This window comes from Algibacter marinivivus (assembly GCF_003143755.1).
GTDB classification, from domain to species: domain Bacteria; phylum Bacteroidota; class Bacteroidia; order Flavobacteriales; family Flavobacteriaceae; genus Algibacter_B; species Algibacter_B marinivivus.
Map to the genome: position 1 here is coordinate 402,979 of NZ_QFRI01000001.1, position 23,929 is coordinate 426,907.

23 protein-coding genes are annotated in these 23,929 nt (G+C 33.3%); 16 read left to right on the forward strand and 7 right to left on the reverse strand.

What is annotated here, in order from left to right:
- Positions 1–17 precede the first annotated feature (17 nt).
- From DIS18_RS01935 to gyrB, 3 genes are all read right to left on the reverse strand, one after another.
- The gene (locus DIS18_RS01935) at positions 18–944 is read right to left on the reverse strand and encodes a malate dehydrogenase (protein ID WP_109351359.1); all 927 of its coding nucleotides are present in this window, start codon (positions 942–944) and stop codon (positions 18–20) included.
- A 257-nt stretch (positions 945–1,201) separates the two neighbouring features.
- Complete coding sequence (locus DIS18_RS01940) at positions 1,202–2,218, reverse strand: DUF6588 family protein (RefSeq protein ID WP_109352554.1); 1,017 nt, start codon at positions 2,216–2,218, stop codon at positions 1,202–1,204.
- A 162-nt stretch (positions 2,219–2,380) separates the two neighbouring features.
- Positions 2,381–4,330, reverse strand: coding sequence for a DNA topoisomerase (ATP-hydrolyzing) subunit B (gene gyrB / locus DIS18_RS01945; protein ID WP_109351360.1), 1,950 nt, complete (start codon positions 4,328–4,330; stop codon positions 2,381–2,383).
- Between the two features lie 617 nt (positions 4,331–4,947).
- On the opposite strand from gyrB, the gene DIS18_RS01950 reads away from it, so the two are divergent.
- From DIS18_RS01950 to gatB/aspS, 3 genes are read left to right on the forward strand one after another with little or no spacing between them, the layout of a single operon-like run.
- Positions 4,948–5,214, forward strand: a complete 267-nt coding sequence (locus DIS18_RS01950) for an Asp-tRNA(Asn)/Glu-tRNA(Gln) amidotransferase subunit GatC (protein ID WP_181363973.1) — start codon at positions 4,948–4,950, stop codon at positions 5,212–5,214.
- A 2-nt stretch (positions 5,215–5,216) separates the two neighbouring features.
- Positions 5,217–6,617 carry an amidase family protein gene (locus DIS18_RS01955; RefSeq protein ID WP_109351361.1) on the forward strand — a complete coding sequence of 467 codons (1,401 nt, stop codon included), beginning with the start codon at positions 5,217–5,219 and terminating at the stop codon, positions 6,615–6,617.
- Complete coding sequence (gatB/aspS, locus tag DIS18_RS01960) at positions 6,617–9,955, forward strand: bifunctional amidotransferase subunit GatB/aspartate--tRNA ligase AspS (protein ID WP_109351362.1); 3,339 nt, start codon at positions 6,617–6,619, stop codon at positions 9,953–9,955. Before DIS18_RS01955 ends, gatB/aspS begins: the two co-directional genes overlap by 1 nt.
- A 38-nt stretch (positions 9,956–9,993) precedes the next feature.
- On the opposite strand, the gene DIS18_RS01965 is transcribed toward gatB/aspS, so the two are convergent.
- Positions 9,994–10,623: a 7-carboxy-7-deazaguanine synthase QueE gene (locus DIS18_RS01965; protein ID WP_109351363.1), complete on the reverse strand. Its 630-nt coding sequence runs from the start codon at positions 10,621–10,623 to the stop codon at positions 9,994–9,996.
- Positions 10,624–10,843: 220 nt separating this feature from the next.
- On the opposite strand from DIS18_RS01965, the gene DIS18_RS01970 reads away from it, so the two are divergent.
- The 11 genes from DIS18_RS01970 (at position 10,844) to DIS18_RS02020 (ending at position 19,619) form a co-directional block, all read left to right on the forward strand.
- Entirely contained in the window at positions 10,844–11,470 is a 627-nt protein-coding gene (locus DIS18_RS01970; RefSeq protein WP_146191782.1) for a hypothetical protein, read from the forward strand.
- 120 nt (positions 11,471–11,590) lie between these two features.
- Positions 11,591–12,340 carry a hypothetical protein gene (locus DIS18_RS01975; RefSeq protein ID WP_109351365.1) on the forward strand — a complete coding sequence of 250 codons (750 nt, stop codon included), beginning with the start codon at positions 11,591–11,593 and terminating at the stop codon, positions 12,338–12,340.
- Between the two features lie 96 nt (positions 12,341–12,436).
- Positions 12,437–13,981 carry a helicase HerA-like domain-containing protein gene (locus DIS18_RS01980; RefSeq protein WP_109351366.1) on the forward strand — a complete coding sequence of 515 codons (1,545 nt, stop codon included), beginning with the start codon at positions 12,437–12,439 and terminating at the stop codon, positions 13,979–13,981.
- Positions 13,982–14,047: 66 nt separating this feature from the next.
- Positions 14,048–14,605 carry a hypothetical protein gene (locus DIS18_RS01985; protein ID WP_109351367.1) on the forward strand — a complete coding sequence of 186 codons (558 nt, stop codon included), beginning with the start codon at positions 14,048–14,050 and terminating at the stop codon, positions 14,603–14,605.
- A gap of 12 nt (positions 14,606–14,617) precedes the next feature.
- Positions 14,618–15,598 carry a YitT family protein gene (locus DIS18_RS01990; RefSeq protein WP_109351368.1) on the forward strand — a complete coding sequence of 327 codons (981 nt, stop codon included), beginning with the start codon at positions 14,618–14,620 and terminating at the stop codon, positions 15,596–15,598.
- 11 nt (positions 15,599–15,609) lie between these two features.
- The gene (locus DIS18_RS01995) at positions 15,610–15,978 is read left to right on the forward strand and encodes a cupin domain-containing protein (protein WP_109351369.1); all 369 of its coding nucleotides are present in this window, start codon (positions 15,610–15,612) and stop codon (positions 15,976–15,978) included.
- Entirely contained in the window at positions 15,979–16,806 is an 828-nt protein-coding gene (locus tag DIS18_RS02000; protein WP_109351370.1) for an alpha/beta hydrolase, read from the forward strand.
- A 20-nt stretch (positions 16,807–16,826) separates the two neighbouring features.
- Positions 16,827–17,591, forward strand: coding sequence for a 23S rRNA pseudouridine(2604) synthase RluF (rluF, locus tag DIS18_RS02005; protein ID WP_109351371.1), 765 nt, complete (start codon positions 16,827–16,829; stop codon positions 17,589–17,591).
- A gap of 2 nt (positions 17,592–17,593) precedes the next feature.
- Positions 17,594–18,457 carry a LytR/AlgR family response regulator transcription factor gene (locus DIS18_RS02010; protein WP_109351372.1) on the forward strand — a complete coding sequence of 288 codons (864 nt, stop codon included), beginning with the start codon at positions 17,594–17,596 and terminating at the stop codon, positions 18,455–18,457.
- A 111-nt stretch (positions 18,458–18,568) separates the two neighbouring features.
- Complete coding sequence (locus tag DIS18_RS02015; RefSeq protein WP_109351373.1) at positions 18,569–19,141, forward strand: hypothetical protein; 573 nt, start codon at positions 18,569–18,571, stop codon at positions 19,139–19,141.
- A 46-nt stretch (positions 19,142–19,187) separates the two neighbouring features.
- Entirely contained in the window at positions 19,188–19,619 is a 432-nt protein-coding gene (locus DIS18_RS02020; protein WP_109351374.1) for a VOC family protein, read from the forward strand.
- Positions 19,620–19,622: 3 nt separating this feature from the next.
- Here DIS18_RS02020 and DIS18_RS02025 read toward each other — a convergent pair whose 3' ends face one another.
- From DIS18_RS02025 to ffh, 3 genes are all read right to left on the reverse strand, one after another.
- Positions 19,623–20,351: a YwaF family protein gene (locus DIS18_RS02025; protein WP_109351375.1), complete on the reverse strand. Its 729-nt coding sequence runs from the start codon at positions 20,349–20,351 to the stop codon at positions 19,623–19,625.
- A 28-nt stretch (positions 20,352–20,379) separates the two neighbouring features.
- On the reverse strand, positions 20,380–21,258 hold the full coding sequence (gene folD / locus DIS18_RS02030; protein ID WP_109351376.1) for a bifunctional methylenetetrahydrofolate dehydrogenase/methenyltetrahydrofolate cyclohydrolase FolD: 879 nt from the start codon (positions 21,256–21,258) through the stop codon (positions 20,380–20,382).
- A 70-nt stretch (positions 21,259–21,328) separates the two neighbouring features.
- The gene (gene ffh, locus DIS18_RS02035) at positions 21,329–22,657 is read right to left on the reverse strand and encodes a signal recognition particle protein (RefSeq protein ID WP_109351377.1); all 1,329 of its coding nucleotides are present in this window, start codon (positions 22,655–22,657) and stop codon (positions 21,329–21,331) included.
- Positions 22,658–22,957: 300 nt separating this feature from the next.
- Between ffh and DIS18_RS02040 the strand changes: the two genes are divergently transcribed.
- The gene (locus DIS18_RS02040; protein WP_109351378.1) at positions 22,958–23,338 is read left to right on the forward strand and encodes a hypothetical protein; all 381 of its coding nucleotides are present in this window, start codon (positions 22,958–22,960) and stop codon (positions 23,336–23,338) included.
- Positions 23,339–23,341: 3 nt separating this feature from the next.
- Positions 23,342–23,596 carry a hypothetical protein gene (locus DIS18_RS02045; RefSeq protein WP_109351379.1) on the forward strand — a complete coding sequence of 85 codons (255 nt, stop codon included), beginning with the start codon at positions 23,342–23,344 and terminating at the stop codon, positions 23,594–23,596.
- Positions 23,597–23,929: the final 333 nt, after the last annotated feature.

Sequence of the window (23,929 nt, forward strand, 5' to 3'; positions counted from 1 at the left end):
TTTATAATGTTTATAAACTATACGTCTAACAATCCGTTAGTCTTTTTAACGCCTTCTGCACTAGTTTGCATGTGTGCTTTTTCAGCATCACTTAAAGGAATATCAACAATTTTCTCTATACCGTTTCTTCCTAAAATTACTGGAACACCAATACAAATATCATTTAAACCATATTCGCCTTCTAAAAATGTAGAACAAGGGAACATTTTCTTTTGGTCACAAGCAATAGCCTGAACTAAACCGCTTACTGCAGCTCCAGGAGCATACCAAGCAGAAGTTCCTAAAAGACTAGTAAGTGTTGCCCCACCAACCTTAGTGTCTGCAGCAACTTGCTCTAAACGTTCAGCGCTTAAAAACTCAGAAACTCTAATACTATTTCTTGTAGCATGACTTGTTAATGGCACCATACCTTTATCGCTATGACCACCGATTACCATACCATCAATATCACTAATAGGAGCTTCCATAGCTTCCGCTAATCTATATTTAAAACGTGCAGAATCTAAAGCACCTCCCATTCCTATAATTCTGTTTTTTGGCATATCAAGTGTTTTATGCGCTAGATAAGTCATGGTATCCATAGGATTACTAACAACAATAAGAACCATATTTGGAGAATGTTCAAGTAAACTAGTTGATACAGATTTTACTATACCAGCGTTGATACCAATTAACTCTTCACGAGTCATTCCTGGTTTACGTGGAATTCCAGATGTAATAACGCAAATATCACTATTTGCTGTTTTGCTATAATCATTTGTTACACCTGTAATTTTAGTGTCAAAACCGTTTAATGATGCACATTGCATTAAATCCATAGCTTTCCCTTCAGCATAACCTTCTTTAATGTCTAACAAGACCACTTCTGAAGCGAAGTTTTTAATAGCAATATACTCTGCACAACTTGCACCAACTGCTCCAGCACCTACAACTGTTACTTTCATTTTTTTATTGTTTTTTTATTAGTATTAAATTTGTTTTAATTTACTATGTAAAATTCATAATAAAACCAAATAGATAATATGATTTTAATCATGAACTTTAATTATTTCATCAAAAAACAAGATGAAATTTAACTCCAGCAAAATTACGAATTAAAATGCTGTAAATGAAAAAAGCACAGGATTTTATCCTGTGCTTTTTAAAACAAAAATTAAATATAACTAACTAAAACTAAACAATTAATTTCTTTATAAATCTATTATCTAAAACCAAAGTTAATCCCTAATGAATAAGCATTAAACTCTGACATATGATATTCTCCGTTAAGTCTGAAAAAACCTAATTTTAATTTAAATCCAACAGTTCCTCTTACTGATGCTACTTCGCTAGATACAGAAAACGGATCCACAATTGGTTGAGAAGTCAAAACTCCATCAGTAATTCTGTAAGTTCCAAGTAAATCAGATTCAGATTTTCCTTTAATATATCCTAAACCACCATAAAAATTAATTACCGGTAATTTAGTTGAAGCTATTAGTTGTAATAACCAAGTATTAGTTGAATTTTCAATACGTTGATTTTCGCCTTGAATCCCAGAAGATTCTGTTAAATCGTACTCACCATCTAAATATGTATAAGCCACTAAACCAGATATAGCAACGGGTAGAACTTTGTCAGCAGGCAACCACTTGGTAAACTCTACTTGTAAGCCAGCACCGTACATACTTAATGAAACATCATCTGTTTCAATTTTAGGTACAAAACGTGCTTTAACTTCTATGCCTTTACTTAACCCTAAAGCACCTTGTATAAATGCTGTAGGTAATAAATTAGCGGTTCCTTCACCTATACCTGTTGGTAACTCTATAGTCTCTGTTTGATTACCGAAAATCGGATCATCATACTCAACTTCTACAAAAATAGCTGGGTCATTTTCTCCTAGAACAGAGGCAACCATTTTTGAAGGTGAATTATCTGGAAAAGATATATTGTTATAATCTGCTACATTTAAATCAAATGCTTTACTATCGTCTTTTATTGAAGCAGCATTAACTATAACTGAAATTTCAAAACCACCAAGAGGTTTAGCTTTTGCTGAATTAAACCAATTGGCATTCATACTATGCATTAAACCATTTGTTCCAGGCGCTAAATAATCATTTGCAAAACGTTCTGCATCTTCAACACCAGCAGCAAGTAATGCATCAATATCACTCTGCGCTTTTGAAATCGTTGTTACTAAACAAAGTAACATAAATAAGGTTAACTTTTTCATTCCTATAAGTAAATTTGGTTTTACAAACATAGGAAAAAAATCACACAAAACAACATTTTATCGAAAAAAAATGCTTTTAAACGATATTAAAGTTGTTTTTAACGATAAAAAAAGCTCAAACAAATACATGTTAGAGCTTTTATAATAGACTTAAATTTTTACCTAAGCATCAATATTTGCATATATAGCATTCTTCTCAATAAAATCTCTACGAGGTGGAACTTCATCTCCCATTAACATAGAAAAAATTCTATCTGCCTCAGTACCATTATCTATTTGCACTAAACGCATGGTTCTAAACTCAGGATTCATTGTAGTATCCCAAAGTTGTTCAGCATTCATTTCACCTAGACCTTTATAACGTTGTATTTTAGATCCATCTCCAAATTCACCAACAATCTCATCACGTTCAGCATCACTCCATGCATAACGCTTTTTAGCACCACGCTTTACTAAGTATAATGGTGGCGTAGCAATGTAAATATGTCCGTTTTCAATCAACTCCTTCATATATCTAAAGAAGAACGTCAAAATTAATGTGGCAATATGGCTACCATCGATATCGGCATCACACATAATTACCACTTTATGATATCTTAGTTTTGAGAGATTTAAAGCTTTACTATCCTCTTCCGTTCCAATTGTAACTCCAAGTGCAGTAAATATATTTTTAATCTCTTCGTTTTCAAAAACTTTATGTGTCATCGCTTTTTCAACGTTCAATATTTTACCTCGTAAAGGCAAAATAGCTTGAAATGCTCTATCTCTCCCCTGTTTAGCAGTTCCACCTGCCGAATCTCCCTCAACAAGGAATACTTCACATTTTGCAGGATCTTGCTCAGAACAATCTGATAATTTCCCTGGTAAACCACCAATACTCATTACTGTTTTACGCTGAACCATTTCACGAGCTTTTTGAGCTGCATGACGTGCTTGTGCAGCTAAAATCACTTTCTGTACAATAGTCTTAGCATCATCTGGGTGTTCTTCTAAATAATCCGTTAACATTTCAGAAACCGCTTGACTTACAGAAGCAGAAACCTCACGGTTACCTAATTTTGTTTTTGTTTGTCCTTCAAATTGTGGTTCTTGAACTTTTACTGAAACAATAGCTGTTAAACCCTCACGAAAATCATCTCCTGAAATATCAAACTTCAATTTATCTAACATTCCAGAATTATCTGCAAACTTTTTAAGCGTATGTGTTAGCCCTCTACGGAAACCAGATAAATGCGTACCACCTTCGTGAGTATTGATATTATTCACATAAGAATGTAAATTCTCAGCATAAGAGGTATTATAAATCATAGCAACCTCAACTGGCACGCCATTTTTTTCACCTTCAAAAGCAATCACATTTTTCATTAAAGGTTCACGCGTTGCATCTAAATATTGAATAAACTCTTTTAAACCTTCCTTTGAGTGAAAAGTTTCACCTTCAAACTCACCATCTTCTTTAACTGCTCTTTTATCAACTAAATGTACCGTAATTCCTTTATTTAAGTAAGCTAACTCACGTAAACGGCTTGCTAATGTATCGTAGCTATACTCTAAAGTTTGTGTAAAAATGGTTGGGTCTGGTTTAAAAGTAACTGTAGTTCCTCTTTTATCAGTAGAACCTGTCTTTTTAACAGGATATAATGCTTTTCCACGCTCATACTCTTGTTCCCAAACTTCACCTTCTCTATAAACAGTCGCTTTTAAACTTTCTGATAACGCATTAACACAACTTACACCAACACCGTGCAATCCACCAGAAACCTTATAAGAATCTTTATCAAACTTACCACCGGCACCAATCTTCGTCATTACTACCTCAAGCGCAGACACTCCTTCTTTTTTATGTAATCCTACTGGAATACCACGACCATCATCTTCAGTAGTAATAGAGTTATCCTCATTTATAATAACAGTAATATTATTACAATGTCCTGCTAAAGCCTCATCAATCGAGTTATCTACAACCTCATAAACTAAGTGATGTAAACCTCTTGTACCTACATCCCCAATATACATTGATGGTCGCATACGCACATGCTCCATACCTTCTAAAGCCTGAATACTATCAGCCGAATAATTATGCTTATTAAATTCTTCTTTTGCTTCGCTCATATTCTATATTTTATCTTAATTTGAGTTTAATTTATATCATAAAAAAAGACGCTTAATAGCATCCTTCTGAATACAAACAAATATACGAAATTCCACTCCTTTTTAAAAGCTTTTTAATGCCTAAAAACAATAATTATCAACAATTGTTAATTACTTAAAAGTTGCTTAAATCGCCTAAAAAGTACTTTAAAATCGATTTCACTGTTTTTTATTCTTTTACAAAAACAAACTAAACACAAACTGTCTTAAATGTCATTTTTTAGCTTCGTTTGTAAAGGATTTTGTTCTTAAAAAGGGCATCTATCTTCATTAAAAACGTCTATTAACTTTAAAACGCATTAAACATAAATAAGCAATACCTATAATTAAGCTAAGAACCTTTCAAATTTACTTTAGCTTTTTTAATAATTTCACAATAGAGTACAGTATATGAGGAAAAATAGTGCTTACTCTATTTATTCTATATATATTTGAACACGTTAAAATAGCAATGACAAACAATAACAATAATAATAATTTCAATAATCCTAATTTTTAGGGTTCGGAAGGTTATTGTTTAAAAATATATAAAGCCTTCCGATATCGGAAGGCTTTTTTTTAATCTAAATTTTAGAAACATGAGTAAAATTATGACAGTCGACGTGTTGTCGAGCATTAAAGGAGCACAGCCATCAGAAGCTGTAAACAAGTTATTTGAGGTCATTAAAAATGCCAACACAACAAATAATAATGCTTTTAATAATCATAATAATGCGTTGTCTTTAAACGATTTAAGAGAGGATTTGGTTGTAGATAGCTCAGAAATAGAAAAGCAAATCATCATCGAAAACTTCCCAAAAGAAAAAAACGGCTATTTAGTTGTTTCTAAAGTTATAGAAGAATAATTATGAGTTCGCAGATACATCACATTCATCAGCAATTGATGAACAAAGAAATCACTTGCACTTCACTGGTTCAAGAGAAATTAGATGGCTTAAAACAAAACACTAACAACACCGTAAACACCTTGTTGGACACTATGGCGCTAGATTTAGCAGCCAAAGTAGATGCTAAAATAGCCAACGGAGAAACTATTGGTTTACTTGAAGGTATTCCTTTTGGAATTAAAGATGTGTACATGCTACAAGGCACATATACTACAGCAAGTTCAGATTTACTTAAAAACTATAAATCGGCATACACCGCAACAGCTATTCAAAAATTATTGGATGCTGGTGCTATTCCATTAGTAAAAGAAAACTGCGATAGTTTTGGTCATGGATCTTCTTCCGAAAACACCATTTTTGGCGCTGTTAAAAACGCCATAAACCCCGATTTAGTTGGTGGCGGTTCTAGTGGAGGTTCTGCGGTTAACGTTGCTAAAGATTATACGGTGTTTTCCATTGGGGGTGATACAGGAGGTTCTGTACGTCAGCCTGCTGGCTACAATAATGTATATGGTTTAAAACCTACTTACGGACGTATTTCGCGTTACGGATTAATGGCTTACGCATCATCAACAGATTGTGTGGGTCCCATTGCAAAATCAATCGAAGATATTCGCATTGTATTGAATGTGATGAGCGGAAAAGATATTAAAGACCAGACGTCTTACGCTTGCGCGGAAATATCTCAAGAAGCTATTTCATCTTCTGAGACTATAAAAACCGTTGGATATTTTAAGAACTTTATTGAAACCGATGCGATTGACACAAAAATCAAATCTGATTTTTTAGAAACAATAGAAAAAATAAAAGCCAAAGGCATTCAAGTAAAAGCTTTAGATTTCTTTGAATCTGAAACATTAGTATCAACATACTATACGCTGGCCATGGCAGAAACCGCCTCTAACCTATCAAGATTAGATGGTACAAACTATGGTAACCGTATTGAATCGGATAATTTAAAAGAAACTTACGCAGTAACACGTTCTGAGAATTTCTCTGAAGAGACAAAACGCAGAATTGTTGGTGGAAACCAAGTGTTATCTCAAGGATTTTCAGATGAAATCTACTTAAAAGGATTAGCTTTAAGAGACAATATTTCTGAAAATTTTGAAAACGATTTTAACGAAGTCGATATCATCATATCGCCTGTTACTCCAAGTACACCACCAAAAATTGGAGATAGTTTAAAAAATCCGCACGCCATGTATTTATCTGATGCGTATACGGTTGGTTTTAGTTTAGGACAACTACCTACACTAACAATTCCTCAAGGGACTACAACAGGTTTACAAATTACGGCTGCAAAACATAATGACGAACTCGTTTTGAAGTTTGCTAACTTCTTAAAAGATACGATATAATGGAACTAGAACAATTAAACGACCTGCTTAAAAAACACGAATTAGAGTTAGTAATCGGTCTGGAAACACACGTTCGATTAAATACAAAAACCAAATTATTTTGCTCTTGTGCAAATCAAGAAATAGAAAAGCCTAATCAAAATATCTGTTCGGTTTGTACAGGACAAATGGGGGTTTTACCAGCTATAAATAAAGAAGCAATTACTAAGGCTATTTATTTTGGAAAAGCAGTAAAATCTACTTTTGAAAACGAAGTGATTTCTTGGGACAGAAAGCATTATGAGTATCCGGATAATCCAAAAAATATTCAGATTACGCAGTTTCACAACCCTGTGATTCCTGATGGTTCAGTATCTTGCTTCCGAAATGATGGATCGCAGTTTACTGTAAACTTAACGCAAGTTCATATTGAAGAAGATGCGGCTAAATTGATGCACGAAAAGAAGGTATCGTTAGTTGATTTTAACAAAGCTGGCGTACCACTTATTGAGATTGTTACCGAACCTTGTATCCGTCATATCGAAGATGCTTCAACCTATGCGCAATACATTCAGCGTATTGTTCAGAATCTTGGAATCTCTGAAGCTAACCTTGAAAAAGGCGAGTTTAAATCGGATGTTTCGGTGTCACTTCGTAAAAAACACGATTATAATTTAAATCCACGTACCGAAATAAAAAACTTAAACTCCTTCAAGTTTATGGTGGAGGCTTTAAAAGAAGAAGTTGAAAAACAACTCAACTATTTCTTAGAAAACAAGGCATTTAGACCAGACCAAACTACAGTGTTATGGGATGCTGAATTGAAGCAAACCAAAACCATGCGTAAAAAGGAATTTGAAGCAGATTACCGTTTTATTTCTGAGCCCGATTTACCTTTTGTAAGCATAAAAGAAGTGGTTGAATCTATTGATGTCGATTTAAGCACACTACCATTTGCAGTAGAACGCATCCTTATTAAAGGTGGTGTTTTACCTCAAGATGCTAAGTTTTTTACAGCTGATTCATTACGTTCTGAAACGTTTGTAGCGATTAACAACGTTATTAAAGACCCTTCATTTGTTGCCAAAACATTAGTGAATAATATTGATGCTGAAGCTTATGGTGATATTCATAGAATCGAACATTTAATCGAAATTTTTCAATTATTTAAAGATGAAAAAATCACTTCGGTTTTAGTTCAAAATGCAATAACATCTTATTTAAAAGATAGAGAATTCAACTATAACCAGTATTTTGAAGATAATACCATTTCAGAATCTCAAATAGAAGATGCTATTGCAAAGGTTATTTCAAACAATGGAGCTATTGCAAACGATATCCGTTCTGGAAACCAAGGAAAAGCAGGTATTCTAGTTGGAAAAGTGATTGGTATTATTGGTAAAGGTGCTTCTGGAAAAGTAATCCGTGAAGGCATTTTGAAAGCGCTGGCTGGGAATAATAACGAAAGACAGAAGACAGAAGACGGAAGTACAACTCAACAACAAACGCCTCAACAACAAACAACAAAAAAGGAAGAAGAAGTACTCCCTGAAATTCCAATTATCATCAAAGATGAATACAGAACCCATGTTATTTCTGATATTTCAGATGAGAGCATTAACGAAAAAGTAACACTTTCTGGATGGGTATCTAGTGTGCGTGACCATGGTGAGTTAATCTTTATCGATTTACGTGATTCAAGTACGCAAGTATTTCAAGTGCGTTTGAGTAGAGAATCGTTTGCGAATTTAGATGAATTAGTAAAATTAAAACCTGAAACTGTTATTACCGTTTCTGGAACGATTCTGCAACGTAAAGAAGATGATTATAACGCTGCATTAAGAACTGGTAAGATTGAACTAGAAGCCAAAGATTTAGAAATCCTAAACCTTTCTAAAACATTACCTTTTGAAATAAAACGCGCGACTAAAACGAACGAAAATGTACGTTTTCAATATAAATATTTAGACCATAGAAATAATGATGTACGCAGAGTAATTGTTAACCGCCACAAGGTTATCAAAATGATGCGTGATATTTTAGACGAGCAAGATTTCCTAGAAATTGAAACGCCTATTTTAAGTGCAGGAACTGATGAAGGCGCACGTGAGTTTATTGTACCAACACGAAAACAAGCAGGTTCGTTTTATACCTTACCACAGGCACCTCAGCAATTCAAGCAAATGTTGATGGTTTCTGGTTACGAGAAGTATTTCCAAATTGCACGTTGTTTTAGAGATGAAGATTCTCGTGGCGATCGTCAACCAGAATTTACACAGTTAGATATTGAAATGGCGTATGCCAGCATGCAACAAATCATTGATTTGAACACAAACATGTTCAATGGTATTGTTGAGAAAATATATGGCAAAAAATGGATCTTACGTCCGTTTGAGGTGTTAACCTATAAACAAGCCATGGACGATTATGGCTGTGATAGACCAGATTTGCGTTTCGGTTTAAAACTGCAAGACATTACCAACATTGTAAAAGACACTACCTTTCAAGTATTTAGTAAACCTATTGACGAAGGCGGTATTGTAAAGTGTATTAAAGTTTCTGCAGAAGAACAGGGCAACAAGCGTTTATCTAAAGGACAAATTGAAAAATTAACCGCATTGGCGCAAAGTCATGGTTTAGGAGGTTTAGCATACATCATCGTAAACGAAAACGATTTGCAATCGCCAATTATTAAATTTTTAGGCGAAGATATTGCTACTGGAATTATAAAAACAACAGATGCTAAAGTGGGTGATATTGTATTCTTTTCTGCTGCAGATTATGCAACTGCTAATAAAGCTTTAGATGCAGTGCGACAAGAATTAGGTAACATGCTACGTTTAATCAATCCTAAGGAATTAAGACCTGCTTGGGTAATTGATTTTCCGATGTTTGAAAAAACAGATGAAGGCCGTTGGACGTTTACCCACAACCCATTCTCAATGCCTGCTATTTATGATATTGACAAACACATGCATGGTAAAGAAGATGAAATTGGAAGCATCATTGCGCAACAATACGATCTTATCTTAAACGGTTACGAAATTGGTGGTGGTTCTGTGCGTGCCCACAAACCAGAAATCTTAGAAGCTACATACAAAAACATGGGCTACAATAAGGACGAGATGATGAAGAGTGTGGGCACTATGTATAAAGCCTTTCATTATGGTGCACCACCACACGGTGGTATTGCCTGGGGTGTAGATAGATTGATGATGATTTTAGAGAAAAAAGCATCCATTAGAGAAGTAATGGCTTTTCCAAAAACAGGAACTAGTGAAGATTTACTTTTTGGAGCGCCTTCTCAGTTATCTGATAAAAAGGTTGAGGAAATGAATGTGAAGGTGATTAGAAAATAGAAACAAAAAAGCGAGACAATTAATTGTCTCGCTTTTCTTTAAGGAATATTTAAATATTTGTGAGTTTGAAGTGATACTTTCCATTTGGGATTAGCCATAACATAGTCTACAATTTCCGGTACTACTTTATCACGCTTGCTCCACTCTGGTTGTAAATACAAAATACAATTATCATTTACCTTAGTGGCTTGCTCTTCAGCAAAACGAAAATCATCTTTATTGTAAACAATTACTTTTAATTCATCAGCTTTTTCATAAACTTCCTGAGTTGGCAGCTTCATTTTTTTAGGAGATAAACATATCCAATCCCAAATACCTGTTAATTTATATGCACCAGAAGTCTCAATATGCACTTGAAGTCCTTCTGCTTTTAATCCCTTAGTTAATGGCGTCATATCCCAGGTTAATGGCTCGCCTCCAGTAACTACAATGGTATCACTATACTTTTTCGCGTTTTCTACAATTTGTGATGTTTTTGTAGGTGGATGTAAATTGGCATTCCAACTTTCTTTTACATCGCACCAATGGCAACCTACATCGCAACCGCCTATGCGCACAAAATAAGCTGCTGTACCTTTATAAAAGCCTTCACCTTGTATGGTATAAAACTCTTCCATTAATGGGAGCATTTCACCTTTATCAACCAATGATTGTATCTCTTTATCCATAAGCCTGCAAAGATATGCATTCACTTTTGATTTTTTTAAGGTTGTTATATCCTTATTATAGATCTATTAAAATTTCTGTTTTCATTTTTTTCAAGACTGTAATTTAATTGCCTACAAATCAATAAAATAAATCGCATTTTATCGTTTTATCTTGGAGTTTCATCGTTCTTTTATTAGATTTGGTAAAAAATTAATAGCAAAAGTCTCTCACACGCTCTCAATGAAAAAGAATATTTTCACTGTTTTATTACTGTGTTTATCTTACTATTACAGCTTTTCTCAGGTTGGAATTGGTACTACAACGCCAACTGCCGAATTAGAAATTCAAACATCAGATGTTGGTGATCCACTCTTGGACATTCCTGCTTTAGAAATAAATCCTCAAACAACAAATGTACCTACTGGTTCTACTACTGGTCAAATTTCTGTAATTGGTGATAAGCTTTATATGTACGATGGCACAAGAAATAAGTGGTTAAGTATAGAAACCACTAAACTTCATTACGGAAGAGGAGGCAACAGGAATAATGAAGTATTAAGATACGTAGGGGATTTTGGAAACCAAAATTCAAGTGCTTTAATGCCATTTGATGGTACCATAGTTCACATAACTGCTAGAGCTAGAGGTGGTCTTGCTAATAAAGATTTTTCAGTTGAAATAAGAAATGGAAATGCAATTGTAGGAACAGCAACCACTTATAGTTTAGCTTCAAGCGAATTTATAGACACTACTACAAATACAAACTTTAGCGCTGGAGATTATATTATTTCAAGAATAGCTAATACACCAACAACAGCTACAGTACAAGATCTTATTGTTACTATTTGGGTAAAATGGAGACAATAATTAGCGCTTCTTATTCCAAACAAAATCAAAAAAAGCAAACAATATTTTGCATTTTATCGGATTTTTATATCTTTACGTCGATAATTTGACCCCTAAGTCGTTTTATTTACCTCTCAATAAATGAAAAAAATAGCCTATTTGCTGTTGGTAATAATTATAAACAGCACTAATTGTTTCGCCCAAGTTGGTATTGGAACTACAACGCCTCATAGCTCAACTATTTTACATATTGAAAGCTCAGACAAAGGTTTTTTACCTCCGCATGTTAGCTTAACAGGTGTAACAGATACTTCTACAATAACATCTCCAGCTGAAGGTTTAATGGTATATAGCCCTTTAAGTAATGACTGTAATCTAGAACCTGGTATTTATGTATTTAATGGCACTCTCTGGAAAAAAATTAGTGGTGGAACATCATATTCCAGATTAATTAGAGACCATATAGGTGTTGGTAACGTCACTTTTACAGCATATAGTTCAACTAATTCTTATGCACCTTACAGTAGCTTATTTGATAATGTTGATAATACAGGAGCTGCAACATTTCATTCTCAACGAAGTGGATCTCCAACTGGAGACTGGGGTTTTGGTATAACACTGCCAAATAAATATACTATTACACAACTTATTCTTGATGGAAGAAACGATTGTTGTACTGCCAGAATAGTAAATTTAGTAGCCAGATTCTATAGTTGTGGTAATTTAGTATACTCTACAAGTGCTATTAGTAGTGCAGTTACTGGAGATAATATAATTTCTATCCCTAACGTTTATGCAGATGAAATCAGACTTGTTGTACCTAATGGAGCCAGTACAGGCTCTGGAGCTGTGATTAATTTTTCCGAATTGGATGTTATTGGTTCAAATTAATTCTCTTTTAGTTTAAAAAGCAACTGACTATAAATAAATTAGTTTCTAAACTTATTTTTCTTCTAATTTCCTGTATTTTTATGCAAAATACTAAGCATGAGTACAAAGGAAACTTTTTTCAATTACATTACAGAAGGTAATAAAACTAAAGGTGATTATATCCCAGTAGGCGCAGCGATGTTAGATGGTGAAACCGTAACAGGAGCACATGTAAAAATTCCATTAAAAACTATGAATCGTCATGGTTTAATTGCTGGAGCTACGGGTACTGGCAAAACAAAATCTTTACAAGTTTTAGCTGAAAATCTTAGTGATAAAGGTATTCCAGTCTTACTCATGGATATTAAAGGTGATTTAAGTGGTTTGGCACAACCAAGTCCTGGGCACCCAAAAATAGATGAGCGTCATGAAAAAATTGGATTACCTTTTGAAGCCAAAGCTTTCCCTGTAGAAGTCTTAACACTTTCTGAACAAGATGGTGTAAGATTAAGAGCAACTGTTAGTGAATTTGGACCCGTTTTATTATCTAGAATTTTAGATTTAACTGAAACGCAATCGGGAATAGTTGCTGTTATTTTTCAATACTGTGATGATAACAAACTACCGCTTCTTGATTTAAAAGATTTTAAAAAGATTTTACAATACGCCACTCAAGAAGGTAAAGCTGAATTCACTGAATCTTATGGAAGAATATCCACTGCATCAACGGGTGCTATTTTAAGAAAGATAGTTGAATTAGAACAACAAGGTGCAGATTTGTTTTTTGGAGAGACTTCTTTTGAAGTTGATGATTTATTACGAGTTGATGAAGATGGACGTGGTTATATTAACATATTAAGATTAACAGATATTCAGGACAGACCAAAATTATTTTCAACCTTTATGCTGAGTTTATTAGCTGAAATCTATTCTACATTTCCTGAGCAAGGTGATAGTGATAGACCCGAACTTATTATGTTTATAGACGAAGCGCATTTAATATTCAATGAAGCTTCAAAGGCTCTTTTAAATCAAATTGAAAGTATAGTAAAGCTTATAAGAAGTAAAGGCGTTGGGTTATATTTTGTAACTCAAAATCCTACTGATGTTCCTGAAGCTGTTTTAGGGCAATTAGGTTTAAAAATTCAACATGCTTTACGTGCTTTTACAGCAAAAGACAGAAAAGCAATAAAACTTACGGCTCAAAATTATCCAGATTCGGAATATTACGAAACTACTGAAGTATTAACATCATTAGGAATTGGAGAAGCTCTTGTATCTGCTTTAGATGAAAAAGGTCGTCCTACGCCACTAGCTGCAACTATGATGCGTGCACCAATGAGTCGAATGGATGTTTTAACAGACCTTGAGCTTAGTAAGCTGCTTTCAAAATCTAAAATGGTTAAAAAATATAATGAAACTGTTGATAGAGAAAGCGCCTATGAATTATTAAACAAAAAAATAGAAAAAGCTGAAGCTGAAGAAGCCAAAGAGAAAGCTAAAAAAGAAAAAGAGGCTCTTAAAAAAGCAGAATCTAAAAGAAAAACCTCAACAAGAACACGTCGTAAAAGCACCCGTGTAAATCCCATTGTTAAAGTGCTAACTAGTGCAACGTTTATTCGCAGTGTATTTGGTATTTTGACTAAAGTGATGAAAAAATAGATTGACTATTAATCTATTTTTTATTCAGATTTAAAAAAATATTTAGCCCTAAAATTAACTCCATTTATGTACAAATCAATCTTTAGTGTCATCATAATAACGTTTCTTTTTACAAGTTGTAACAAGGAACAAAACCCATTTGAAATTAGTAAACATCATATTGGTTTATTAACAGATTCTACGCAAGTTAAAGATCTTAAAGTAATTTATCCAAACGATTCTTTAGTAAAATTTATTAGTGGAGACGAGTTTACTGGAAATATCAACAACATTGAGGTTTTCGAAAAAGGTGGGAAGAAATTATTAACACTTACGCCAAAACAAGCCTTAGATTCCACCTCAACTATTGGAAGTATTCGTATTCTTGACGAACGCTATAAAACAGATAAAAACATTACAATTGTTAGTACTTTTAAGGATATACAAAACAACTATAAAGTATCAAGAATTAGTAATTTAATCAATTCTATTGTAATTGCTGTAGATGAGATAAACGCTAATTTCACTATTGATAAAAAAGAACTTCCTGCGAATCTTAGGTTTGATATGGATTTAAAATTTGAACCCACACACATTCCAGATGGTGCTAAAGTAAAGTACTTTTTCATTAATTGGAGTCATTAATATATAAATTAAATGAATCCATTCTTATCAAAAATTTTAGTTGATGTTGCTCGTAAAAAGCTTGAAAAAAAACAATTAGATAAGCCAGTAACAAAAAAACAAATAGAACCTTTGGTGAGAAAATATGAGGTAGAAGTATCTCATGCTATTCGAGAATATATATTTATAATAATTGGTGTGTTTTCTGCTGGATTTGGACTAAAAGGCTTTCTACTACCTAATAATTTTATTGATGGTGGGGCAACTGGAATTTCTTTACTTTTAGAAAATATTACGTCATTAAACTTAGGAATTCTTCTAATTCTTGTAAACCTTCCTTTTATATTTCTTGCTTCAAAAATAATAAGCAAAAAATTTGCTATTAAAAGTATTATTGGAATTACACTTCTAGCCATTGTAGTGCATTTTGTTAACTACCCTATTATTACTGAAGACAAACTATTAATAGCCGTTTTTGGAGGTTTCTTTTTAGGTTCAGGTATTGGTTTATCTATGAGAGGAGGTAGTGTTATAGATGGTACTGAAGTATTAGCTATTTATTTAAGTAGAAGACTATCTTTAACTATAGGAGACGTATTATTCTTAATTAATATTTTAATTTTTTCTGCTGGTGCTTACGTATTATCTATAGAAACATCCTTATATGCTATGCTTACTTACTTAGCAGCAGCTAGAACTGTAGATTTTGTAGTTGATGGTGTTGAAGAATATGTAGGTGTTACCATTATATCAAATAAACATGAAGAATTACGATTGATGTTGATTCAAAAACTTAGAAGAGCTTGCACTATTTATGCTGGAAAAGGTGGTTATGGTTCAACTGGTGAGAGTTATGATAAAGATATTATTTATACTGTAGTTACAAGATTAGAACTAGCTAGACTCCAAACTGAAATTGATAAAATTGACAAAAAGGCATTCATTATTATGGGTGTTGTAAAAGATTTAAAAGGCGGCATGATAAAGAAAAAACCGCTAAAAGAAGACCATTAGATTTATTATATATGTCTCAAAAAAAATATACTATTCAAGATAATCCGTTTGTTGTTCCAACTACAGATGGAAAAATTATAAAAGAGCACTTTGGAAATACTACGGATGGAAATTCTGAAATAAGTATTGCACACATGAAAGCACCCGCGGGTTGGAGCGAGCCTTTTCAAACTCCTGAATTTGATGAGTTTACTTTTATAATACGTGGTAAAAAACAGTTTATTATTGAAGGGGAAACTGTGGTTTTAGAAGCTGGTCAATCTATAAAAATTGAAAGAAATACCAGAGTTCAGTATTCTAATCCATTTACTGAAGTTTGTGAGTACATTGCTATTTGCACACCCGCTTTTTCTATGGATTTAGTAAATAGAGAAGGCTAAATGAATAACTATATTCCAAAAATTTTAGGTGCTATTATAAATTTTGTTAGCTACTTTTCATCTCGTTTTGCAGCAAAACTTGCTATTGATTTATTTTCTATGCCGAAGAAAGGCAAAATTCAAGCTGAAGAAGGTGAATATCTAAAGTCTGCTATTCAAGAAGATTTATATTATGATAAACTTTCAATAAAAACCTACCATTGGAAAGGCTCTAAGGAAACTATTTTACTTACTCATGGATGGGAAAGTAATTCGTTTAGATGGAAAGATTTAATTCAACTTTTAAAAAAAGAAGACTATAATATTATTTCGATAGATGCTCCAGCTCATGGCGCTTCAGGAGGGAAACTTTTTAACGCCCTACTCTATTCTGAATGCATTAATGTTGTTGTAAAAAGATTTAACGTTCATACTATAATTGGGCATTCTGTAGGCGGAATGGCAACTGTTTTTTTTCAGCATAAATATCAATTAAAGTCAATTGAAAGATTGATTTTGTTAGGAGCTCCTGCCGATTTTATTGGTGTTTTTAGTCGTTATGAATCTATGATGGGTTACAATAAACGCGTTTCTAAAGCCCTTAAGAACTATGTTTTAAAATATTACAACCATTTACCTGAGTATTTCTCGCCTGCAGTTTTCTCTAAAGAAATAACAGCCAAAGGACTTATCATCCATGATAAGAAAGACAGAATTATTCCTTATAAAGACGGATTAAAATTCAAACAGAACTACAGTAATGCTACTTTTATTGCCACTAAAGGCTTTGGACATGGACTTAAATCAGAGCTTGTATATCAACATATTTTAGACTTTTTAAACGAATAAGTTTATTGTATTTTTGCCCCATGGCAGAAGTTACATTAAAGCGTATAAATAAGTTTTTAAGTGAAGTTGGATATTGCTCTAGAAGAGAAGCTGATAAACTTATAGATGCAGGTAGAGTTACCATAAATGGTGTAGTTCCAGAGATGGGAACTAAAATTGCTCCAAATGATGTGGTTGCTGTTGATGGTGAAGAAATTAAAAATACTAAAACTTCGTTTGTTTACTTAGCTTTTAATAAGCCTGTTGGTATTGTTTGTACCACAGACACTTCAGTTGAAAAAGACAATATTATTGACTTTATAAATTACCCAAAACGTATTTTCCCGATTGGAAGACTTGACAAACCAAGTGAAGGCCTAATCCTTTTAACCGATGATGGCGATATTGTAAACAAGATTCTTCGTGCTAGCAACAATCACGAAAAAGAATATATAGTTACGGTTGATAAACCTATTTCTCAAACCTTTGTTGAACGTATGGCTGGTGGTATTTATATAGAAGATTTAGGGAAACGCACAAAAAAATGTAAAGTACAAAAACTAGGAACTTATAAATTCAAAATTATTTTAACACAAGGGTTAAACAGACAAATTAGGCGAATGTCAGAGTATTTAAACTACGAAGTACAAACCTTGAAGCGTGTTAGGATAATGAATATTAAATTAGACATACCTATTGGCGAATATCGCGAACTCACTAAAGAAGAATTTATAGAATTGAATACACTTATTAGCAACTCTACTAAAGAATATATTGTCTCTACTGAAAAAAGGGAAAAGCCATAAATATGATTGCTTTTTTTTCAAAAATATCATCAAAAAAAATTCATATCGCTATCATTATTGGTGTGTTTCTTTTAGCCATTTTATTTGAAACCCTACAACAGCTTTACTATATAAAACGTTTTAACATTGGTCAAAACGTTCAATTTATTGAGCTTTTAAAAACACAATCTTATAAGTGGTTTGTCTGGTTAGTACTTTCCATATTACTTATTCGGTTTGTTAAAAAACAAGCTTCAAAAAAAACAAATTATTTAAAGTATACCTTTTTTATTTTACTTCTCGTATTCTTGTGCGTGATTATTATATCAATAATCCAATTTTTTATCTATAATGATCCTTTTTCATTTTCTACTTTTTTTAATGAGTATGTTACTTTTTTCACCTTTCAAAAGGCTCCTATTTATACTTTAGGCTACATAGCTATTGCCATTATTACTCATTTTTACTTTACAAATGAACAATTGCAAATAGAAGTTGAAGCACTTTCGGAATTAAAAACAACTAATACTAAACTTTATCAAGAACTAAGTAAATATATAGAAGATAAAGCATCGGTGCTTAATATTAAAATAGGTAACAAACGAAAAATAATTCCAGTAAAAGATATTACCTGGATTGAAGCCGATGATTATTGTGTGATTGTGCACACCAAAAAAGACCATGCTTATACCATGCGTAGTACACTAAAAGCTTTAGAAAACAAATTGGCTAACAATTTTTTAAGAGTACATAGAAAAGCTATTGTAAACATGGATTTAGCAAAAGAATTAAATCTTTCCAATACACCTAAATTAGTCCTTGAAAACAACTTTGAGGTCCCTGTTTCAAAAAGCAATCTTAAAACCGTTAAGGATTTTATTGATTGATTTTATAAAATTCTTAACTAAGCTTACTGCAAATAAACATAAGCTCTCTGCATTTTTAGTTTTTCTTATTTTCTTTTTATGTTGATTTGATTAATCAAAAACAATAACATCATGAAAAAACTGAACAGTATCATTTTTATCTTATTTATATCACTAACTGCTTTTGCTCAATATGATTATGACACTTCAGACAAATATCCATTTGGAAGACCTAACCCAGAAGCTCCTGAACAAATTAAAGATTATGAAGCCATGATTGGTGAATGTAATTGTAAATCGAGTACAAGAAAGCAAGATGGCACTTGGAATGAAGAAATTGATTTAATATGGCGATGGAAATACATTTTAAATGGTATGTCAGTACAAGACGAAACTTTAAAAGCAGATGGCGGACACTCAGGAAGCATAAGACAATTTGTTGCTGATAGTAGCAGATGGTATGTGCATTGGTTTTCATCAAAAACACCATCAACTAAATTTCCGGTTTGGGAAGGCAATAAAAAGGATGACAAAATTGTGTTATACAAAGAACAAAAAGCGCCTAATGGAACTGATGGTTTTTTCAGACTTACTTTTTATGATATGTCTGAAACAGGATATAAATGGATTGGTGAATGGGTTGACAAAACTGAAAGTGTTGTATTCCCAACATGGAAAATTAATTGCATTAGACAAAACCAATAAACACTTTAAAGTACTATCTTTATTTTCAAAAAACTCATAAATAAAGATGATAAAAGAAACAATTAGCCCCTTTCATTTAGCTATTCCAGTTCATAATTTAAGTGAATGCAGAACATTCTACAGAGATGTTTTAGGGTGTGATGAAGGTAGAAGTTGTGACCATTGGGTAGATTTTAATTTCTTTGGACATCAATTAGTTATTCACTATAAACCAAAGGAAGAGTCAAGGGATTTACATACTAATCCTGTTGATGGAAAATCTGTTCCTGTTCCTCATTTTGGTGTGGTTTTATCTTGGGATATTTTTCACGCTTTCGCTGAAGATTTAAAGAGCAAACACATTAAATTTATAATTGAACCCTACACAAGATTTGAAGGTTTGGTGGGAGAGCAAGCTACTATGTTTTTTTATGATCCTTCAGGAAATGCTTTAGAGTTTAAAGCATTCAAGGATATAACTCAGCTTTTTGCTAAATAACTATTATTGATTCTTTTCTCTTTTCTTTATCAAGTGAAAAGGTAAATAAATCAATAAAAATAACGGGATAACAATAACTTGAACTACAATAATATACCAAGGCCATTCACCAAAATAATCTAATATTGAGGCAGATTGTGGTTTTTCGTTTATATAAAAATAGTTTGCTTCAAGAAGCTTGTTTACAATAACCATGATAACAATATAAATCTGAAGTGCTAAAAAGGATTTAAATACACTCTTTAATTTTGGCCTCATATTAAACACGAAAGTGGCGTAAAATATGATCACCAGAAGTCCTAAATGCACCACCCAATATCTAAAATAATCAAAACTCGGGAAACCTAATTCTATATCAGGTGTTATAACGGCTTGCAACGTTCCGCCAATAATCCAAAAAACCAAAACCTCATACATCCAAAATTTTCTGTAATACGTAAAAATTGGTATTAACAAACCTAATAAGCTACATAAATACAAAGGTAAATCTGTGGATACATTATAATAGCCTAAACTAATTTTATGAGCGTGAAATACAATAACTATTAAGCTAACGAAACATGCGAAAAGATGTAAGGCATTTTTTTGTTGAATTTTATTTAATTTACGCTTAGCATAGTTTATAAAAACAACGCTAAATAATATTGTAATTATTATTGGAAAGATATGCTGTAAGCTACCAATAGTAACTCTACTAGACAAAAAAATTGCATCACAAATTAAAAAACTCATGATGCAATTTAGTTAATTATAGTTTATTCTATTTGTTGTGTCTTTCTCTTGCTAGCAAAGTATTTTTAAGTAGCATAGCAATAGTCATTGGTCCTACGCCACCAGGAACTGGAGTGATGTAACTTGCTTTTTGGCTTACACTTTCAAAATGCACATCGCCGGCAAGTCTATAACCATTCTTTTTTGTTGCATCTGGTACTCGTGTAATTCCAACATCAATAATAACGACATCTTCTTTTACCATATCACCAGTTAAGAATTCTGAAATACCAATGGCAGCAACTATAATATCAGCTTCTCTAGTAATATCTTCTAAGTTTTTTGAACGACTATGAACAACCGTAACCGTAGCATCACCTGCTTTACGCTTTTGACTCATTAAAATACTCATTGGGCGACCAACAATATGACTTCTTCCTAAAACCACTACGTTTTTACCAGACGTTTCTATTTGATAACGCTCTAATAATTCCATGATACCGTAAGGTGTTGCTGGTAAGAAGGTCGGCAAATCTAAAGCCATTCTCCCCACATTTACTGGGTGGAAACCATCTACATCCTTATCAGGATCTATAGCCATAAGTACCTTTTGCTCATCAATTTGGTCTGGTAATGGCAACTGCACAATAAATCCATCAATAGCATCATTAGTATTTAAATCATTGATTTTCTCAAGCAACTCTTCTTCTGAAGTATATTCAGGTAATTCAATAAGTGTAGAGTTAAAGCCAATACGCTCACATGCTTTTACTTTAGCATTTACATACGTCATACTTGCACCGTCAGACCCCAAAAGAATAGCTGCTAAGTGTGGTACTTTTTCGCCTTTAGAAACCATCGATTTTACGTGGTCGGCGATTTCTTCTTTGATATCGTTACTTACTTTTTTACCGTCTAGGATTGTCATATTTCATTAGATGTTTGCTATTAGCCGTTGGCACAAACTTTTAACTTTTACTTTTTAACTTTTAATTCTATTATTTCATGTTCTTCATCATCTGCATCATCTTTTTACCGCCACCACCTTGCATCATTTTCATCATTTTGCTCATTTGGTTAAATTGCTTTAAAAGTTGATTAACTTCTTGAACTGATGTTCCAGAACCTTTAGCTACACGTTTTTTCCTACTTGCATTTAAAACTGATGGATTTGTGCGTTCTTTTGGTGTCATGGAATGTATTATAGCCTCAATACCTTTAAACGCATCATCATCAATATCAACATCTTTCATCATTTTACCAGCACCAGGGATCATACCCATAAGGTCTTTCATGTTACCCATTTTCTTAATTTGCTGAATCTGTTTTAAGAAATCATCAAACCCAAACTGGTTTTTGGCTATTTTCTTTTGAAGCTTTCTTGCTTCTTCTTCATCAAATTGTTCTTGTGCGCGTTCTACTAAAGAGACAACATCTCCCATCCCAAGGATACGATCTGCCATACGAGACGGATAGAACACATCAATAGCTTCCATCTTTTCTCCTGTACCAATAAACTTAATTGGTTTATTAACTACAGATTTAATTGAAATGGCTGCACCACCACGAGTATCACCATCTAATTTAGTAAGTATAACACCATCAAAATTCAAGACATCATTAAATGCTTTAGCTGTATTTACAGCATCTTGCCCCGTCATAGAATCTACTACAAAAAGTGTTTCTTGTGGCTGAATGGCTTTGTGGATGTTTGATATCTCGGTCATCATCGCCTCATCAACGGCTAAACGACCTGCGGTATCTATAATCACTACATTATGTCCGTTTGCTTTTGCATGTGCTAATGCTGCTTGCGAAATGGCTACGGGATCGTTATTTCCTTTATCACTAAAAACCTCAACACCTATTTGATCTCCAACTACATGCAATTGGTCTATTGCCGCTGGACGATACACATCACAGGCTACTAATAATGGTTTTTTAGTTTTTTTGTTTTTTAAATAATTAGCTAGCTTCCCAGAAAATGTGGTTTTACCAGAACCTTGTAAACCAGACATTAAAATAATGCTTGGTGTTCCTGATAGGTTAAGTCCTTCAGCATCACCACCCATAAGTTCAGTTAACTCGTCTTTTACGATTTTAACCATTAGCTGCCCTGGCTGTAACGTGGTTAATACGTTTTGACCTAGTGCTTTTTCTTTTACTCTATTGGTAAAATCTTTTGCTATTTTAAAGTTAACATCGGCATCTAATAAGGCGCGCCTAACTTCTTTTAGAGTTTCAGCTACGTTTACTTCTGTGATGCTTCCGTGTCCTTTAAGAACGTGGAGTGCTTTATCTAATTTATCGCTTAAATTATTAAACATACTTTTATATTTTCCGAAAGCAGTTTACTGTAATGCTTACTGCTGTTTGTGATTGCTTTTGAAGATGCAAAAATAACTAAATATTTTGTTTTTATGGGGGTTGAATTTGGGTTTTACCAAAAACATATTTTGCTGTTTAAATGGATTGATTTTTAATAATGAAAATTAAAACACAGCTTGACTTTGTAAAATTTTTCGGCTACCTTCGTTTACCGTCGGATATAAAACACCTGTGCTGAATTTGTTTCAGTATTAAAACGATTTCATATCCGCGAAACATTAGGTGTAATTTGACCAAAAATGAACAATCGGACTATAGAAATAACATATCGATTTGAAAAATCTTGGAACGACACGGAAAAGATTTTCGATATGCTGTTGGAAAATGGATTTGAGAGATTAATTCCAGTTCGTGAATTTATTACGGAATTAAAGGAAAAAGGAGAAAATCAACATTTTAGAATAGGAACTTCACTATATCGAGTGATTTTTTCTCGTTCCGTAGAACACGGATTGCGTGACGACCAAAAACAATTGATTATCGACACGCTGGACAAAAACGATTATGAAATAATATTCAGAGACGGATTTAAAAAATATAGAGAATACCGAATAAGTGATTTAAATGACGATAGATTAACAAAGTTGCTCGAAACATTAAAAGGAACATTAGTCGACTGAATTATGGCAACACAAATCTGTCCGAATTGTAAAACTGATAATTTCACTTGGAAAATAGACGAAGATGAATCTCATCTGACTATTTGGGATTGTGGAAATTGCAATTATCGAGCTTTCGAGAATGAATCTGACGAACGGAATTGCTCAAAATGCGGAAAGAAAGCGGAATCAAAGCTAATGGATAACAAAAAAGAATATTGGTGGTGTTCGAATTGTAGCACGACTGAAATAATAAAAACTGCACCTAACAACGTGTAAGCGCAATAACGGCTGAATTTCCTAATCGGAAATTCAACTCGTTTTGCTAAATTAGGTGCGTCAGCGGAAAATACTCGCGCATTTCCCCGTTACTGACGCTTACACAAAAACGATAAACGAACCTCTTCAAAAACAAACCTACTCTCAGTTAAAAAACCAAGCCAGCAAGCTTGCCCGCGTTAGGGATAGTAGTGGAAAGCCCACAGCCCGACGCAGGAGGTGCGAGGACTTGTAACGGATAGCCCGACCCTTGTGGTAACGCCAAAATTATTTGCATAAAAAAAGGCTGCCACTTGGGGGATGACAGCCTTTATAAAGGAAACTTTGTTAATT

What these genes read in the sequence shown, in the direction of transcription:
- DIS18_RS01935 (WP_109351359.1), bottom strand. Translation starts at nt 944, where the DNA reads ATGAAAGTAACAGTTGTAGGTGCTGGAGCAGTTGGTGCAAGTTGTGCA.
- DIS18_RS01940 (WP_109352554.1), bottom strand. Translation starts at nt 2,218, where the DNA reads ATGAAAAAGTTAACCTTATTTATGTTACTTTGTTTAGTAACAACGATT.
- gyrB (WP_109351360.1), bottom strand. Translation starts at nt 4,330, where the DNA reads ATGAGCGAAGCAAAAGAAGAATTTAATAAGCATAATTATTCGGCTGAT.
- DIS18_RS01950 (WP_181363973.1), top strand. Translation starts at nt 4,948, where the DNA reads ATGAGTAAAATTATGACAGTCGACGTGTTGTCGAGCATTAAAGGAGCA.
- DIS18_RS01955 (WP_109351361.1), top strand. Translation starts at nt 5,217, where the DNA reads ATGAGTTCGCAGATACATCACATTCATCAGCAATTGATGAACAAAGAA.
- gatB/aspS (WP_109351362.1), top strand. Translation starts at nt 6,617, where the DNA reads ATGGAACTAGAACAATTAAACGACCTGCTTAAAAAACACGAATTAGAG.
- DIS18_RS01965 (WP_109351363.1), bottom strand. Translation starts at nt 10,623, where the DNA reads ATGGATAAAGAGATACAATCATTGGTTGATAAAGGTGAAATGCTCCCA.
- DIS18_RS01970 (WP_146191782.1), top strand. Translation starts at nt 10,844, where the DNA reads ATGAAAAAGAATATTTTCACTGTTTTATTACTGTGTTTATCTTACTAT.
- DIS18_RS01975 (WP_109351365.1), top strand. Translation starts at nt 11,591, where the DNA reads ATGAAAAAAATAGCCTATTTGCTGTTGGTAATAATTATAAACAGCACT.
- DIS18_RS01980 (WP_109351366.1), top strand. Translation starts at nt 12,437, where the DNA reads ATGAGTACAAAGGAAACTTTTTTCAATTACATTACAGAAGGTAATAAA.
- DIS18_RS01985 (WP_109351367.1), top strand. Translation starts at nt 14,048, where the DNA reads ATGTACAAATCAATCTTTAGTGTCATCATAATAACGTTTCTTTTTACA.
- DIS18_RS01990 (WP_109351368.1), top strand. Translation starts at nt 14,618, where the DNA reads ATGAATCCATTCTTATCAAAAATTTTAGTTGATGTTGCTCGTAAAAAG.
- DIS18_RS01995 (WP_109351369.1), top strand. Translation starts at nt 15,610, where the DNA reads ATGTCTCAAAAAAAATATACTATTCAAGATAATCCGTTTGTTGTTCCA.
- DIS18_RS02000 (WP_109351370.1), top strand. Translation starts at nt 15,979, where the DNA reads ATGAATAACTATATTCCAAAAATTTTAGGTGCTATTATAAATTTTGTT.
- rluF (WP_109351371.1), top strand. Translation starts at nt 16,827, where the DNA reads ATGGCAGAAGTTACATTAAAGCGTATAAATAAGTTTTTAAGTGAAGTT.
- DIS18_RS02010 (WP_109351372.1), top strand. Translation starts at nt 17,594, where the DNA reads ATGATTGCTTTTTTTTCAAAAATATCATCAAAAAAAATTCATATCGCT.
- DIS18_RS02015 (WP_109351373.1), top strand. Translation starts at nt 18,569, where the DNA reads ATGAAAAAACTGAACAGTATCATTTTTATCTTATTTATATCACTAACT.
- DIS18_RS02020 (WP_109351374.1), top strand. Translation starts at nt 19,188, where the DNA reads ATGATAAAAGAAACAATTAGCCCCTTTCATTTAGCTATTCCAGTTCAT.
- DIS18_RS02025 (WP_109351375.1), bottom strand. Translation starts at nt 20,351, where the DNA reads ATGAGTTTTTTAATTTGTGATGCAATTTTTTTGTCTAGTAGAGTTACT.
- folD (WP_109351376.1), bottom strand. Translation starts at nt 21,258, where the DNA reads ATGACAATCCTAGACGGTAAAAAAGTAAGTAACGATATCAAAGAAGAA.
- ffh (WP_109351377.1), bottom strand. Translation starts at nt 22,657, where the DNA reads ATGTTTAATAATTTAAGCGATAAATTAGATAAAGCACTCCACGTTCTT.
- DIS18_RS02040 (WP_109351378.1), top strand. Translation starts at nt 22,958, where the DNA reads ATGAACAATCGGACTATAGAAATAACATATCGATTTGAAAAATCTTGG.
- DIS18_RS02045 (WP_109351379.1), top strand. Translation starts at nt 23,342, where the DNA reads ATGGCAACACAAATCTGTCCGAATTGTAAAACTGATAATTTCACTTGG.